At 64.5% G+C, this 14,763-nt stretch carries 13 protein-coding genes; 8 read left to right on the top strand and 5 right to left on the bottom strand.

Annotated features, from left to right (window positions below; all coding sequences use genetic code 11):
* Positions 1-3 precede the first annotated feature (3 nt).
* The 3 genes from QRQ56_RS36740 to QRQ56_RS36750 are packed head-to-tail and all read left to right on the top strand — an operon-like array spanning position 4 to position 3,833.
* Positions 4-1,533 (top strand): DUF4153 domain-containing protein, encoded by a 1,530-nt coding sequence (locus QRQ56_RS36740; RefSeq protein WP_438746562.1) that lies wholly within the window; start codon positions 4-6, stop codon positions 1,531-1,533.
* A 12-nt stretch (positions 1,534-1,545) separates the two neighbouring features.
* On the top strand, positions 1,546-2,250 hold the full coding sequence (locus QRQ56_RS36745) for a response regulator (RefSeq protein WP_438746563.1): 705 nt from the start codon (positions 1,546-1,548) through the stop codon (positions 2,248-2,250).
* Complete coding sequence (locus QRQ56_RS36750) at positions 2,247-3,833, top strand: ATP-binding protein (protein ID WP_438746564.1); 1,587 nt, start codon at positions 2,247-2,249, stop codon at positions 3,831-3,833. The genes QRQ56_RS36745 and QRQ56_RS36750 overlap by 4 nt, the downstream gene beginning before the upstream one ends.
* Here the strand turns inward: QRQ56_RS36750 and QRQ56_RS36755 are convergent.
* Complete coding sequence (locus tag QRQ56_RS36755; RefSeq protein ID WP_008133926.1) at positions 3,830-3,970, bottom strand: hypothetical protein; 141 nt, start codon at positions 3,968-3,970, stop codon at positions 3,830-3,832. The two genes, QRQ56_RS36750 and QRQ56_RS36755, sit on opposite strands and share 4 nt — an antisense overlap.
* Positions 3,971-4,049: 79 nt before the next feature.
* Here QRQ56_RS36755 and QRQ56_RS36760 point away from each other — a divergent pair, with 79 nt between their 5' ends.
* Positions 4,050-4,619: an alpha-ketoglutarate-dependent dioxygenase AlkB gene (locus tag QRQ56_RS36760; RefSeq protein ID WP_438746566.1), complete on the top strand. Its 570-nt coding sequence runs from the start codon at positions 4,050-4,052 to the stop codon at positions 4,617-4,619.
* Positions 4,620-4,819: 200 nt separating this feature from the next.
* Positions 4,820-5,227 (top strand): DUF3606 domain-containing protein, encoded by a 408-nt coding sequence (locus QRQ56_RS36765; RefSeq protein WP_438746568.1) that lies wholly within the window; start codon positions 4,820-4,822, stop codon positions 5,225-5,227.
* Positions 5,228-5,307: 80 nt separating this feature from the next.
* Here QRQ56_RS36765 and QRQ56_RS36770 read toward each other — a convergent pair whose 3' ends face one another.
* Positions 5,308-7,455 (bottom strand): methyl-accepting chemotaxis protein, encoded by a 2,148-nt coding sequence (locus QRQ56_RS36770; protein WP_438746570.1) that lies wholly within the window; start codon positions 7,453-7,455, stop codon positions 5,308-5,310.
* Positions 7,456-7,457: 2 nt separating this feature from the next.
* On the bottom strand, positions 7,458-7,781 hold the full coding sequence (locus tag QRQ56_RS36775; protein WP_438746572.1) for a hypothetical protein: 324 nt from the start codon (positions 7,779-7,781) through the stop codon (positions 7,458-7,460).
* Positions 7,782-8,182: 401 nt separating this feature from the next.
* Here QRQ56_RS36775 and QRQ56_RS36780 point away from each other — a divergent pair, with 401 nt between their 5' ends.
* Positions 8,183-9,112 (top strand): alpha/beta hydrolase, encoded by a 930-nt coding sequence (locus QRQ56_RS36780; protein ID WP_438746574.1) that lies wholly within the window; start codon positions 8,183-8,185, stop codon positions 9,110-9,112.
* Between the two features lie 47 nt (positions 9,113-9,159).
* Here QRQ56_RS36780 and QRQ56_RS36785 read toward each other — a convergent pair whose 3' ends face one another.
* On the bottom strand, positions 9,160-10,314 hold the full coding sequence (locus tag QRQ56_RS36785; RefSeq protein WP_438746576.1) for a DUF3047 domain-containing protein: 1,155 nt from the start codon (positions 10,312-10,314) through the stop codon (positions 9,160-9,162).
* Between the two features lie 192 nt (positions 10,315-10,506).
* Here QRQ56_RS36785 and QRQ56_RS36790 point away from each other — a divergent pair, with 192 nt between their 5' ends.
* Together QRQ56_RS36790 and QRQ56_RS36795 are read left to right on the top strand one after the other, a co-directional pair.
* Positions 10,507-11,571, top strand: a complete 1,065-nt coding sequence (locus QRQ56_RS36790; RefSeq protein WP_438746577.1) for a helix-turn-helix domain-containing protein — start codon at positions 10,507-10,509, stop codon at positions 11,569-11,571.
* A 168-nt stretch (positions 11,572-11,739) separates the two neighbouring features.
* Positions 11,740-12,963, top strand: coding sequence for an ABC transporter substrate-binding protein (locus tag QRQ56_RS36795; RefSeq protein ID WP_438746709.1), 1,224 nt, complete (start codon positions 11,740-11,742; stop codon positions 12,961-12,963).
* 90 nt (positions 12,964-13,053) lie between these two features.
* Here QRQ56_RS36795 and QRQ56_RS36800 read toward each other — a convergent pair whose 3' ends face one another.
* Positions 13,054-14,616 (bottom strand): adenylate/guanylate cyclase domain-containing protein, encoded by a 1,563-nt coding sequence (locus tag QRQ56_RS36800; RefSeq protein WP_438746579.1) that lies wholly within the window; start codon positions 14,614-14,616, stop codon positions 13,054-13,056.
* Between the last annotated feature and the right edge of the window lie 147 nt (positions 14,617-14,763).

The raw sequence follows: 14,763 nt of genomic DNA on the forward strand, positions 1-14,763 counted from the left end.
GACATGACAAGCCTGGCTTCGACGATCGCAGAGGAGATCAAGCCGATCGGTCATTCCTCGATCCCGGCCAAGGTCGGCCTCGCGCTGGTGCTGGCCGCACTCGCCGACTGGCTGTTCTACGGGCAGCGGATCGGGCTGTCGCTGACGCTCTTTGCGATCGCGCTTGCCGCCGTGTCGGCGCTCTTCAATCGCGCGGCCATCGACTTGCGCCGCGCCATGATTGGACCTGCCGTTCTCGCTGCAGGCCTGGTGCCGGCCACCGAGGAGCTCAACACGCTGTCGCTCCTGATCCTCGTTGCGTCGCTGGCGATTGCGCTACTGCTCGTGACCAATGCAGAAGCGACCGGGCTTGCCGACCGCGGGCGGGCGCTGCGCAACTTCGTCCTGCTCGGGCCCTTCAGGTTCTTCCTCGACGCGCCCCAGGCCTTTAACGCCTCGGCGCTGACCCGCGGCATCGCGCGCTGGCTGCTGCCAGCGGCGCTCAGCACCGTCTTCGTCGCGCTCTTCGCCGCGGCCAATCCGGTGATCGAGCAGTGGATCTCGCTGCTCAATCCGAAGCTCATCCTGCAATATGTCAGCGTCCCGCGCGTGCTGTTCTGGGCCTTCATGCTGGCGCTGGTCTGGCCGTTCATCCATGTGCGCTGGCGGCGCAAGACGATCGTCACCACCGCCGTCGCGGACGGCCCCCTCCCGCCGCCGCTGCCACCGCTGGTCTCGGTGGAGTTTCTTGGACCCTCCACCATCCTGCGCTCGCTGATCCTGTTCAACCTGCTGTTCGCGGCGCAGTCCGTTCTCGACGGCATCTATCTCTGGGGCCACGTGGCGCTGCCGGATAATCTGACCTATGCGGGCTACGCGCATCGCGGGGCCTATCCGCTGATCGTGACAGCCCTGCTCGCCGCGGCGTTCGTGCTCGTTGCGATGCGACCGGGCGGGCCGGCCGAGAAGTCGAAGGTGATAAGGCCGCTGGTCTATCTCTGGGTCGGGCAGAACGTGCTGCTCGTCGCCTCCTCCATCCTGCGCCTCGATCTCTATGTCGATATCTACATGCTGACGTACTGGCGGATCGCCGCCTTCATCTGGATGGGCCTGGTGGCGCTCGGATTGATCCTGATCGTCACCCGTATCGCTCTCAGCCGGTCCAACCAATGGCTCGTGGGCGCCAATCTGATCGCGCTTGCGATCGTACTCTACGCCTGCTCGCTGGTGAACTTCGACGCCTTCATTGCCGACTACAACGTGGCTCACAGCAAGGAAGCTTCGGGCCAAGGCGTGCAGCTCGACACCAATTATCTCGTCTCGCTCGGGCCGCAGGCTCTGCCCGCGATCGACAAGGCCATCGAACTCCTGGCCAAGTCCAGGGAGAGCGATCTTTCGGCGCGCAGCTACTGCCTTGTGTCGCGCCGCGACCGCCTTGTAGAACAGCAGCGCCAGGACCTGGCCTGGCGGAGCTGGGGCTTCCGGAGCTGGCGGCTGCAGCGCCGGCTGGACGCGCAGGCAAGGAATCAGTCAGTCAGCCAGCCGGCAGGGTAAGCGGAGACAAGCTTGGCGCATCGCATTCTCATCGTCGACGACGAGGGCCACATCCGCGAGGTCATCCGCGTCGCCTTGAAGAAGGCCGGCATGGACGTGATCGAGGCGCGCGACGGCAAGGAGGCGCTTCTCCGCATTGCCGCCGACAAGCCCGACCTGATCGTGCTCGACATCGGCATGCCCGAGTTCGACGGCCTCGACGTCTGTCGCGAGGTCCGCAAGGTCTCCGACGTGCCAATCCTGTTCCTGTCGGCGCGCGACGAGGAGATCGACCGCATCCTCGGCCTCGAAATCGGCGGCGACGACTATGTGACCAAGCCGTTCAGCCCGCGCGAGCTGGTGGCGCGGGTCAACGTCATCCTGCGCCGGCTCAGCCCGCGCAATGGCGAGATCAAGGCCGGTCCCGCCGCGCTTGCCCAGGGCGGCCTGCTGATCGACCCCGAGCAGCATGTCGCGACTTTCGCCGGCACGCCGCTGAAGCTCACCGCGATCGAGTTCGGCATCCTGCGCGCGTTCCTGACCCGGCCGACCTCGGTGTTCAACCGCGAGCAGCTGATGCGGGCCGCCTATCAGCTCAACATCCAGGTCTCCGACCGCACCATCGACAGCCACATCCGCAACATCCGCGCCAAGCTCGCGGCACAGAATTGCGAGAACGTCATCGAGACCATCCACGGCGTCGGCTTCAAGCTCGGCCGCTGCGAGAAAGAGGCATGAGCGCCGCACCCGACAAATGGCGGCCGTCGCTAGGGCTGGTGATCTTCACGGTGCTGGCGACCGTCGCCGTGCTGCCACTGGTCGGCCTGTTCTTCTTCCGTCTCTACGACAACCAGCTGATCCGCCAGACCCAGGCCGAGTTGATCGCGCAGAGCCGCGTGCTGGCAACGATCTATGCACAGGAGGTCTCGGCGCGGCTCGACAGCGGGCTGACGCTCGGGGCCGAGGTGCCGCCGAACGTGCTGCCCGATCCCGGCGACCAGGTCACGCCGATCCGCCCCGCCCTCGATCTCACCGCCAACGATCTGTTGCGGCGGCGGCCCGATGCGCAAGCCGCGCCCCAGCCGCCGCAGGCAGCCTATGTCGAGATCGGCGCAAGGCTGACGCCGATCATCCGCGAGACCCAGAAGGTGACGCTGGCGGGCTTTCGCATCCTCGACCCGCAGGGCGTCGTCATCGCCGGTCGGCAGGAGGTCGGGCAATCGCTCGCCCATATCGAGGAGGTCGCGGACGCGCTGCACGGGCAATACCGCGCGACCTTGCGCAACCGCGTGCCGGACAAGCCGCCGCCGCCGATCTATTCCTTCAGCCGCGGCCTCGGCGTGCACGTGTTCTCGGCCATGCCCGTCATCGTCAACAACCGCGTCGCGGGGGTGATCTACACGACGCGGACGCCGAGCAACATCTTCGACCACCTCTACCAGGAGCGGGCCAAGTTCGTGCTGGCCGGGCTCGCCGTGATCCTCGGCACCGTCGCCATCGGCCTCGTGTTCTCGCGCACCATCACCCTGCCGATGCGCGAGCTGATCGACCGTGCCGCCAGGATCGGCCGCGGCGACCGCGAGGCGTTCCAGCCGCTCCGGCACTACGGCACGCGCGAGTTTGCCCAGCTCTCGCACAGCTTCCTCGGCATGGCCGAGCAGTTGGCGCGGCGCTCGGACTACATCGCGACGTTCTCGGCCCACCTGACCCACGAACTGAAATCGCCGCTGACGTCGATCAAGGGCGCTGCCGAGCTGCTGCAGGATTCCTATCAGGGCAAGGCCGAGGGCCTGACGCCGGCCGAGCAGAAGACATTCATTGCAAACATCCTCTCCGACACAAAGCGGCTGGAGGCGATGGCGCAGCGGCTGCGCGAGCTGGCTCGCGCCGAAAGCCTGCCGCAGAACGAGCGCACGGAACTCGCGCCCGTGATCGCCGACCTCAGGAGCAGGTTTCCGGCAAGCGACATCTCCGCCAGCGGCAGCCTCGACCGCCCCATCGGCATGTCCGGCGAAAAGGCCCTGATCGTGCTGTCGCATCTCGCCGACAACGCGGTACGGCACAAGGCGAGGTCAATCAGGCTGGAGGCGGCCTTCGAACGCACGACGCTGCGTCTGACGGTGAGCAATGACGGCGAGCCGATCTCGGCGCCTAACCGCGACAGGATTTTCGATGCGTTCTTCACCACCCGCCGCGACCAGGGCGGCACCGGGATGGGGCTGGCGATCGCGCGCGCGGTGATGGCGAGCCATGGCGGCTCGATCAGGCTGAAGCCCACCGACGAGGGCGCCGCCTTCGAGCTTCAGTTTCCGATTGCCTAGATCGCGAACACCCAGGCGGCGACGATGGTGCCGATAGTGACCAGACCTGCGATGGTCCAGCCGGCGGCGTATTCCAGCTCAGGGTGACCGGTCGCCCGCATGATCTCCGTGGGATCGGCGGTATGCTTATGTGCCATGACAGCCTCGCACGTTACTCCCCGCGTCATATGTAAGTCGCTTGGGGCCACAAAAGGTTCCGTCACGGAAATGCGAGGAATGATGCAGCTTGGCTTGTTTGCCGAGCCGGATGCAGGCCCGGCCGGCCTTCGCCACACGGACAATTTTATCAATCCCGCCGTCGAGAAGGCCTTGATCGGCCGCGTCGCAGCATTGCCGCTGCAGCGCTTTCAGTTCGGGGCGTTCGAGGGCAACCGCCGGGTGGCCTCCTTCGGCTACCGCTATGACTACACGCTGCAACGGCTGACCGAAGCCGACCCGATCCCGGACTGGCTCCTGCCGATCGCACGCCGGGTCGAGGCTTGGGCGGGGCTTCGGGAGGGAAGCGTCCGGCAGGTGCTTTGCACCGAATATGACGTCGGCGTCGGCATCGGCTGGCACCGCGACAAGCCACACTTCCAGGAGATCCTCGGCCTGTCGCTCGGCTCGGCTTGCAAATTCCGCTTCCGCCGCCGGAGCGGCGACACATGGCAGCGCCACACGCTCGAGGCACAGCCTCGCTCACTCTACATGATGGAGGGCGAAGCGCGCTCGCAATGGGAGCACAGCATCCCGCCGGTCGAGGCGCGCCGTTCCTCCATCACGTTCCGGACGATGAAGCGGGTGTGACGGTCCCCCAGGACAAAAGTGCGAAAACAACCCCATGCACAGTAGACGCCGCTTTGCCGGACGAGGCGCGGCCGCGCGGCGCAACGGCTTGACTCACCGGTGCAAAACGGCCGCTTTGCGCAACCGGCGCGTAGTGCGCGTCTTGCCTTCCGAATCCCCTTGCATGCTAGACTTGCCCCCGTCCACGGCAGGAGGGAAGCATGGCCGACAACAAGGCAAAGCGGGGCGGAGCCGACCGGGCGCTGATTGCGCTCACCGAAAAATATGAAGTCGCCTACTGGTCGAAGAAGTTCAAGGTGACGCCGGCCAAGCTGAAATATGCCGTCAAGAAGGTCGGCCATTCCGCCAAGAAGGTCGGGGAATATATCCAGCTCCAGAAGCACCGCGCCGCCGACAAGAGCCGGATCGCGCTGAGCGAGCCCTACGAGGTCCGCTACTGGTCGAAGAAGTTCAAGATCACCCCGGCAAGGTTGAAGCTGGTGGTCGGGGTGGCCGGCCATTCCTCCAAGAAGGTCGAAGCCTATCTCGCCGCCCAGAAGGCCACCAAGAAGAAGGCTGCAAAGAAGACGGTGAAGAAGACCACGAAGAAGGCCGCCAAACGCAAGTAGGCGGCCTGAGGTTCGCGCTTTCGGCCGCACTCCCGCGATGGCGGCAGCCGCGGCGACATCTTCGCCGCGGCCACTCTTAATTAGGCCGCGCGGACGCCGGCCAGGAACTTGTCGACTTCCGTCTTGAGCCGGTTGCTCTCGGTCGACAGCGACTGCGCCGAGGACAGCACCTGGGACGAGGCCGATCCCGTGTCCGATGCGCCGCGCTGCACGTTGATGATGTTCGACGAAACGTCCTGCGTGCCGTGCGCGGCCTGCTGCACGTTGCGGGAGATCTCCTGGGTCGCCGCGCCCTGCTCCTCCACGGCTGCGGCAACCGCCGCCGATATCTCGGACAGGCGCCCGATCGTTTCCCCGATCGTCCCGATCGCGGTCACGGATTCCCGTGTCGCCATCTGGATGCCGTTGATCTGCTGGCTGATCTCTTCCGTCGCCTTGGCGGTCTGCTGGGCCAGGGCCTTCACCTCGGAGGCCACGACGGCAAAACCCCGGCCGGCTTCGCCGGCGCGCGCAGCCTCGATCGTCGCGTTCAATGCCAGCAGGTTGGTCTGGCCTGCGATGGTGTTGATCAGCTCGACGACGTCGCCGATCCGGGCCGCGGCTCGCGACAATTCACTGACACGGTCGTTGGTCTGTTGGGTCTGATGGACCGCCTCCGCCGCCATTTTGGCGGAGTCCTGCACCCGATGGCTGATCTCGGTGACCGAAGAAGACATCTGTTCGGTCGCCGATGCGACAGATTGCACGTTGGTGGACGCCTCTTCCGAAGCCGCCGCGACGGCAATCGAAAGCTGTTGGGTCGATTCAGCGTTGTTCGTCAATGTTCCCGCGGAGACTTCGAGCTCGGTCGCGGCGTAGGCGACGGTATCGATGATGCTGCCTACGGCGGCCTCGAATTCGCCCGCCAGCCGGTGCATGTCGGCTTGACGCTGGGCGGCAGCCCGGGTCTCCATGTCCCGCTGCGCTTCCCGATCGAAGCCTAGCTTGGCCTGGAGCGCCTGAAGGTTGCGCAGCGCCACGCCGACTTCGTCGTCCCGTTCGACGTTGAGGCGACTGTTGAAGACGCCTTGCGCGATCTTCGACATGATTTCGTTCAGATGAGCGAGCGGTCTCACAATGGCCCGGATAGTCGCCACGGAGAACCCGGCTGCCAAGAGCAGGCCAAGGCACAGCGCGGCAATCGCGGCGACCTTCGCAACGAAGAACGTGCCCGCGGCTGCGTCGTACTCGAACTTTGCTTCCTTGACCTGAATTGACACCAGCCGATCCATGTCGACCTTCGCGGCCTGGAACAGGTCCGCTGCCCCGCCGGTCATGTGAACGTTCAACTCGTCGTATTTTCCGTTGGCCAGCATTGCCAGCGCCGGCTTGAGGCCATGGTTGACATAGGCAACGCGCTTCGGGGTGAACGACTCCGCGACCGACTTCTCCTCCGGAGTCAGGTAGGTGGACATGTAGTCCGACCAGAGCTTGTTGATCCGCTCGATGTTGGCCGTGACGGAACTCTGAACTTTCGAGATATCCTGACCGTTGCGTTCGACGGCGGAGCGCAACAGCATGTGGGAATTGTCCTTCATGCGGTCGTTGATCTCGAAGAGCTGGACCAAGGGGACCGTCCGATCCTCGTAGATCGACTTGGCACGCTGATCGACCTCACTCATCCCCGCCAATCCGACGACACCGATGATCAGCATCGCGACAGACAGCACGCCGACCATCGTGGTCAGGCGCGCCCTGAACGACCGCGTGAAAGGAGCGAGGACGTCGAACATCGATCGCTTGCGGATCATGCCCGCTTCGATCTTGAAGGCTGCGGCCTTCTTGTCGCGGATCGCCGCGTAGACCTGTTCGGCTTGCTCGCGCTGGTCCCGGGGCAGCTTGGTGCGGATCGACATGTAGCCGACGACACGCTCGCCTTCCCAGATCGGCGTCGCGCTGGCGAGCACCCAATAGTAATCGCCGTTCTTGCGCCGGTTCTTGACGGCACCGGCCCAGGGCTGGCCGCTCTTCAGCGTCTCCCAGAGATTGGCGAAGGCCTCGGGGGGCATGTCCGGATGCCGCACGATGTTGTGCGGCTGTCCGGCGAGTTCCTGTTCGGTGAATCCCGAGGCCTGGACGAACTGGTCGTTGAAGTAGGTCAGCTTGCCCTTGAGATCGGTTTTCGAGACGATCAGCGTCTCGTCCGTAATCGGGTATTCGGTGGCCGTGACAGGCAGATTGGTTCGCATCGTTATCTCTCGGGCGAGGAAGGGTACTGGCCATGATCGGTCGGCGAGCCGAACCGGAGCAGCTGTATTTTCAGGTGGGCGACGTCCAGCAGGCGCTGGGTAAGCTCGATCCGCTCGGCGAACAGCTGACGCATCCTTGGATCGTCAATCCGCGGTTCGATGACGCGCGCGTGCCGGATGGCGAGTTCAAACCGGCCGGTCACCAGATTGAGCGCGTCGCGCGCGCTCGCGCATAATGCGGCCGTGAGATGGGCGGGTGGCTCGAAGACCCCGTTCGGCGATTCCGGCGCGCCAAGCCTCGAGTGAAATTGAGTGGGATTCGTCATGCTGTATTCCCGCGGCGGATGATCCGCCGACCGACACGCTATTATCCGACTCGCCTTATCAGGGCGTTTGACCGATCAACGACACTCTGGCCGGATTCTGACACGCGCATTAAGCTGGCCGTGGGGTTTGACGGTATCGGGCGCTGCTTTTCTAACGCGGAGCTAAGATGGCTATCGATAACCGGCAACCGCTCCAACGCCTCGCGCTCTGCCTGCGTAATCCGTTAAGCGCAGACGCGAACGCGATTCGGCCGGGCATGGATGTTCGGTGGTCGCCCGAACTGAAGCCGCGATGAATGGCCGCGCCGCGAAATCGCCTCACGGCGCCCCAACTATTGAGGCGAATTGAAAAGACAGGCCAAATGCGAGCGCCGATATGAGAGGGCAAGGCTAGCATCGACATGAAGAACCATCTCGCATTTCTCCTCGTTCTCGCCGCGACGGCCGCCTCCGCCCACGGTCCCGTGCCGGCCCGGCTGTCACCGCCCTCCGACCTCATCCGGGTCGGCCTCACCGATTCCGACACCACCGCTGGCGGCACCGCGCGGCTGTGCGAGCGGGTCACGTTCTCGCGCGGCCTGCGCTACGGCGAGAGCGAAGCAAACGTGCTCGACGTCGCCGCCGCCGAGACCAAGGCGGATACGCCGCGGCCGGTGCTGCTGTTCGTGACCGGCGACACCTTCACCGGCGACCGCGCCGCGCCGGAGCTGTCACGCCAGATCCAGGACCAGGCGATGTGCTTTGCGGCGCGCAACGACATGATCGGGGTGCGTGTCAGCTATCGCCTGGCCCCGGCCGCGACCTGGCCGATGGGCGCGACCGACGTGGCGGCGGCGCTGTCCTGGGTCCACGGCAATATCGACCTGTTCAACGGCGATGCCCGTGAGATCGTCGCGATCGGCTATGGCGCCGGCGCCTTCCATATCGCGACCATGCTGGCGCATCCGGAGCTTCAGACCGACCGCGCCGACGTCGCCGCCGTCGTGCTGGTGTCTGGCATCTACCGCGCGGGCAAGGACGCGAGCGACAGCGAGAAGGCCTATCTCGGCAGTGACGCCGGCCAATACAACAAGCGATCGGTCTTCCCCGGCATCCTCAATGTCGATGTTCCGATCCTGCTGGCCTGGGCCGCCGACGATTCCGCTGGCACCGTCACGCAGGGCGAAACCTTGAAGAAGACGCTTTGCGGCGCCGGCCATTGTCCACGCAACACGTTGCTTCGCAGCCGCGACGGCATCGCGAACGCCTTCGGTCTCGACGGTTCCGGCGACAGCCTCGCCGAACCGACGCTGCTGCTGGTGCACCAGTTGGAGGCACGAGGACTGCCGTAGGGCAAGCCGGCTTCAGATTGAGCCACAGGCTTGCTCGACCTTGCCAGCTAGACCTTGTGCACGGCGTTGTCAGCGGTAGTGACCTTGATGTCGGCATAGCGACAGGCACCGTGGCGGCGCTGGAACGGCGCCACGGCCAGCAGCCAGATCTTCGAGATGGCCTTCGCCGAACCGCCGATATGGGCGGCGTAGTCTGCCGCGATGTCGCGTTCCTGCGCTTGCCAGGTTCCGAGGTCGGCCTTCCCGGAACGGACGATCATATGAGTCTCGATCGCGTTCCAGGCGGGTAACGGGCATCGGAAGACCTTGCCTTCAGGCAAATATTCGCTCCAGACATAGGTAAGATCCCGCCCGTCTTCGAACTTCACGCCGATCGACAGATAGTCGTGGGTCGCAGCCTGGTCCTCGGCGACGACGGACGGCAGTTGATCGATTTTCCAGCGCCATGCGAGGCGCGGACGTGAGGCCAATGGAAGCGGCAGCGATCTCTCGATGATGCTGACATGGCCCGTGATGTCGCAGACGATCTCGCCATCGGCGCCCTGACTGAAGACTTCCTGCCCGCCCCCGAAACCGAGCAGGTTCGACCACCCGGCCGGCAGCTTGCCACCGCGATCGAGACGCGCAAGCTCGGACTTGAGCTGACCGCCGACGTCGCCATGTGCCAGGAGACTCTTGATCCCGACGCTGGCATCCCCACGCCATAGCAGGGCGATGCCGGTGATCTTGACATCGGCCTTCTTGTAAATGTCTTCCGGCGTGCCCAGCACGCCGTCCTCATTGGCCCATTCCGCGGCCGAACGCGCGACCTCGATGCGTCCATCGTGGGCGACCGTCATGGTTCCTGTATCCAGCATCGGATTGTAGATGGGCCGGAGCCCGCGCGTGCGCGCGTGGAAGATCAGGCCGGGACCGAACCAGAGATCGTGCTCCCGCGACAGCCACATGCGACCATTCAGGAGGAACGTCACCTGCTGGCCGCGCACCGCGTCGAGACCGAGATCTGTCCAGGGCAGATCGGCGCCGTTAATCTCGAACGCCTTGCTGGCGATCAGTTCCGGTGAATTCGCCTTCGCAATGATGTCCTTGATGCCGCTCACCACATCCGCGGGCGCCGAATCGCTCTGCTCTGCGGCCTGCGCGGTCTGCGATGCGAGACCGGCAAAGGGCAGCACCAGGCCGAGCGCCGACGCACGCAGCATGACATCACGCCGGGAAATTTTCCCGGCCGGAGACGAGAAGCCAAGACAAGCAAAGCACATGCGTTCCTCCCTGCCCCTGAGCGACACGGGCGTTTAGCCGTATTCCATCGGGATTCGGATGCTAGGCTTTCGCGCCGAATTCAGCCTGCCATGTCGTGCCGACGCGGCCGTCTGTTTGGCGCGGGAGGGCAGATGCACCAGACCGGTTACACGCGTGCGAGCACGCTCGGTCCGATCGCGGAGGTCGTGCTGGCTGCCGGAGGATCGATCGAACGGGTGTTTCGACGCGCCGACCTTCCCCTCGCCTTGCTGGAAGCGCCGGACACGCTGGTGCCGCTGCGCGATCATTTTCGGCTGTTGATGGTGACGTCGCGGGAATTGCACGACGATGTCTTTGCGGCCCGTCTCGGTCGCCGGACGTCGATGGCGGGCCTCGGCGTTTTCGGCAGATGGGTGACCCAGGCCCCGACCCTGCTCGAGGCGATCCACCGCGCCGCGACGAGCCTGCCGCACATGCTGCAGAACGCCACGCATCTGGTCATGCGCCGCCACGGCAGCGAAATTCACTGGTCGTATGAACTCTCAGACCCTGCGCGCGACGGGCGCCAGCAGAACGAGATGCTCGCCGTCTGGTACATGATTGCCGTGATCCGGCATTTTTCCGGCGCCTGTTGGCTGCCCGACAGGATCATCTTCGGCGGCCTGCCGAGCCGTCTGCGAAGCCCGATCGGCGAATTGATGGGGACCGATACGGCTGTCGGCAACGCTGCCAGCGCGATCGTGTTCGATCGGCGGCTGTTGACATCGGTCAATCCAAATCTGGCACCGAGCGATGGGCTGACGGCGAGCGAGCTCGGACGCATTTTCGACCTGCCGGATCCGGAAGACCTGCCGGGTCGTCTGTCCGTGCTGATCGAATTGGAGCTGCTCGATCGGCGTCCGACCCTTTCACGCATCGGAAGCCGGTCGGGGCTTGCGCGACGAACGCTGCAACGCAGGCTCGGCGACGTCGGCCTCAGCTACAGCGACCTGCTGCGAAACGCGCTGCAGCGCCGGGCGGTGCGACTGTTGTACCGGACTGACCGGTCGATCGGCGAAATTGCATCCCTGCTTGGCTATGACGACCCCGCCCATTTCTGCCGGGCATTCGAGCGCTGGAGCGGCGTGCCTCCCAGCCGTTGGCGACGCCTGCAGGACTCGCGGGAGCGGCCGGACATGGAACGCGTCGTCGAGATGACCCCGGGCTGGACAAGCTAACGCAACCTACGCCCGCGCAACTGGGGTGGCGGCGCGTCAGCACGCCTGCCCTTTCCGCCCCGCAGCTGTCGCGACCGGCCACACGATTGCCAAACGCTTGACGTAGATCAACCGGCCTTGCTGCGGACTGAGCCGACCTCGTTGGGGGCCAACGACAAGGTATCGAACATGCGCGTCATCGGCAGGATGCTGTTCGTTTCCATGGTTGCCGCCGCCTCGCTCGGCGCGATGTCGCAGCAGCATTCGGAACAACCCGCAAGCGACAAGGAAATCCGCATCGGCAATGTCATGCCGTATTCGGGACCGCTCTCGGAATTCGGCGCGATCGGCCAAGCGGAAGCGGCCTATTTCGATATGATCAACGCGCGCGGCGGCATCAACGGCCGCAAGATCCGCTTCATCACGCGCGACGACAATTCCGATCCGGCCAGCGCGCTGGAACTCACGCGCAATCTGGTCGAGAAGGACGACGTGCACCTGATGTTCGGATCGTTCGGCACGCCCGGCAATTTGGCCGCGCGCCGGTATCTGAACGAGAAGAAGATCCCGCAGCTGTTCGTTGCCTCCGGCGACGAAGAGCTGAGCCAGGCCGAGAAGTTTCCCTGGACCATGGGCTGGCAGCCCTCGTTCCGATCGGAGGGGCGCATTTACGCCAATTACATCCAGGCCTATTACTCTCGGAAGAAGATCGTCGTGCTGTGGCAGAACGACCAGTTCGGGCGCCAGCTCTACAAGGGTATTCAGGAAGGCCTCGGCGATCTGAACCGCCATGTCGTCGTCGACATCGCCTTCGACATCAACGACGCCCATCTCGACGGGCACGTCTCGATCCTCAAGCGCACCGGGGCCGACATCTTCGTCTTTCTCGGCGTTCCGTCGACGGCGTCGCAGGTGATCAAGCTCGCCGCGTCGCTCAACTGGCATCCGGTGTTCATCGTCAACGATGCCTCCGCCTCGATCGCCAATGCGATGGCGCCAGCCGGCCTGGAGAACTCGGCCGGCGTGATTTCGGCGGCGTTCCTGAAGGATCCGAGCGACCCCGCGTGGAAGGACGACCCCGCCATGAAGGACTGGTTCGCCTTCATGGATAGATATCATCAGGTCGAAAGCACCAACAACAGTGCCGCGCTCTACGGCTACGCGGCGGCCGAAGCGCTGACGCAGGTGCTGAAGCAATGCGGCAACGACGTCTCGCGCGAGAACATCATGCGACAGGCGACTTCGCTGAAGAGCTTCGGCCCCTCCGTTGCGCTGCCCGACATCAGGATGAACACCTCCGCGAGCAACTATCTGCCGATCAAGCAGATGCGGCTGGTGCAGTTCGACGGGCGATCGTGGCAGCCTTTTGGGGATGTGATCGAGACCGCGTTCACGGAAGGCGCGGCGAGGTGAGACGCCCTGAACATTTGGCAGAAGTCGTCATGCCCGGGCTTGTCCTGGGCATGGCGCTGTGGAAGCTCGAGTGGACCGACGCTCACCCTCTCACGCCGGCTTCAGCGAAGCCAGCGCGCTTTCCAGCAGTGCGCGGACGTGCGCGGCATCGCCGGACTGCACCACGGCAGGGTCTAGATAGAGCTCCAGGCCCGGCGCGCGCTCGGTGATCACCCCGCTTCTCTCCGCCGCGGCATCGTTCAGCGCGTCGACCGAATAGGGAATGACCTCGCGGCTGATGCCCTTCATCGTGATTCCCGGCAGCGCGTGGGCGCGGACGATGTCGCTGACGAGCGCGAAGGTCTCGTAGCTCAGCACGATGCCGCCGGGTTCGGCGATCGATTGCAGGCGCGCGGCGAGGTTCGCCTCGGCACCGATGATGGTGTAGTCCATGCGGTCCGTGCTGCCGAAATTGCCGACATTGCAATAGCCCGAATTGATGCCCATGCGTGAGCGGAACGGCTGCTCGATGCCGGCGGCGCGCCATTTCGCATTGAGCTCGGCAAGGCGCTGCTGCATGCGCCAGGCCATCTGCAGGCAGGCCTGCGCATCGGCGCGATCGCCCTTGGTCTCGGGATCGCCGAAGAAGATCAGCATGGCGTCGCCGATGAACTTGTCGATGGTCCCGCCATAATCATGGGCGATCGTCGACATCTCCGTGAAGTATTCGTTGAGCAGCTGGGTCAGTTGCTCCGGCTGCAACCGCTCGGCGGTCGCCGTGAAGTTCTGGATGTCCGAGAAGAAGATCGTGAGCTTCTTGCGTTCGGTGTGGATGGTGACGTCCTTCTGGCCGGAGAAGATGCTCCTGTAGACCTGCGGCGGGATGTAGCGCGAGATCTTCATCGAGAGCGAGGCCAGGAAGTCGTTGGCTGATTCCAGCTCCCTGTTCATGGACTTGATGCGGCCGGCCTGCCGGCGCTGCAGCGACAGAAACGCCAGTCCGCTGCCGGCAGCCACGAGGAAATAGGCCAGCAGGAACTTGAACGAGAAGATGTTGGCGGCGATCGGCTGCGCGATGATCACCTCCTGGATGCCTCTGACGTCGCCGACCTTCCAGTCCTTCTTCGGGCTCTCGGGGTGGCTGTTGTGGCAGCTGACGCAGGCCGGGCCCATCGTGACGGGGGCGACGAGGCGGACCTTGTCGTTGAACAGCGAGGTTTCGGTTTCGACGATCTTCTGCTCGGGATCCCTGCGCAGGGCATCGAGCGCGTCCTTCTCGAACTTGTCGAGCTGGTGCGATGCGCGGTTCTGGAACGGGAAGTCCGAGACGAAGCGGTAGGTGATGTTCTCCTGCTGGGCGCCTATCACGCGTCCGAGCTCCAGCGACAGCGTCGCAGGAATCGGGATGGCACCGGGAACCGATTCGTAATTGTGAACGACCTTCGTGGTCCCATCCGGGTTGGCAAGAACGCGTCCGACCACATTGGAGGCGTAGTAGCTGCGCACGCTCGAGATCACCGAATTGAGATCGACCGCCTGCCGGCGTAACGCCGTCTTGCTGAGCTCGGTCAGGTCCAGCCACACCGCGACCGGCAAGGCGAGCAAGAGGAAGGCGATCGCGGCCCCGATGAGGATGCCGTTCTTGCGCTGCTCTTCGGAGATCTCTTGTTTCACACTGTGGCTCCGTCGTGTGCGATTTTGTCGCAAACGCCCGTAATTTGCGGCGGGGATGCGGCGGAACAGAACCCAGAAAACGCAAGGCAGTGCAACCACATTTTATGGTGGTCGGACCAACCGCCTTTTCGTTTCATCACGAATGTC

This window comes from Bradyrhizobium sp. U531, from assembly GCF_051710265.1.
In the GTDB taxonomy this organism is placed as follows: domain Bacteria; phylum Pseudomonadota; class Alphaproteobacteria; order Rhizobiales; family Xanthobacteraceae; genus Bradyrhizobium.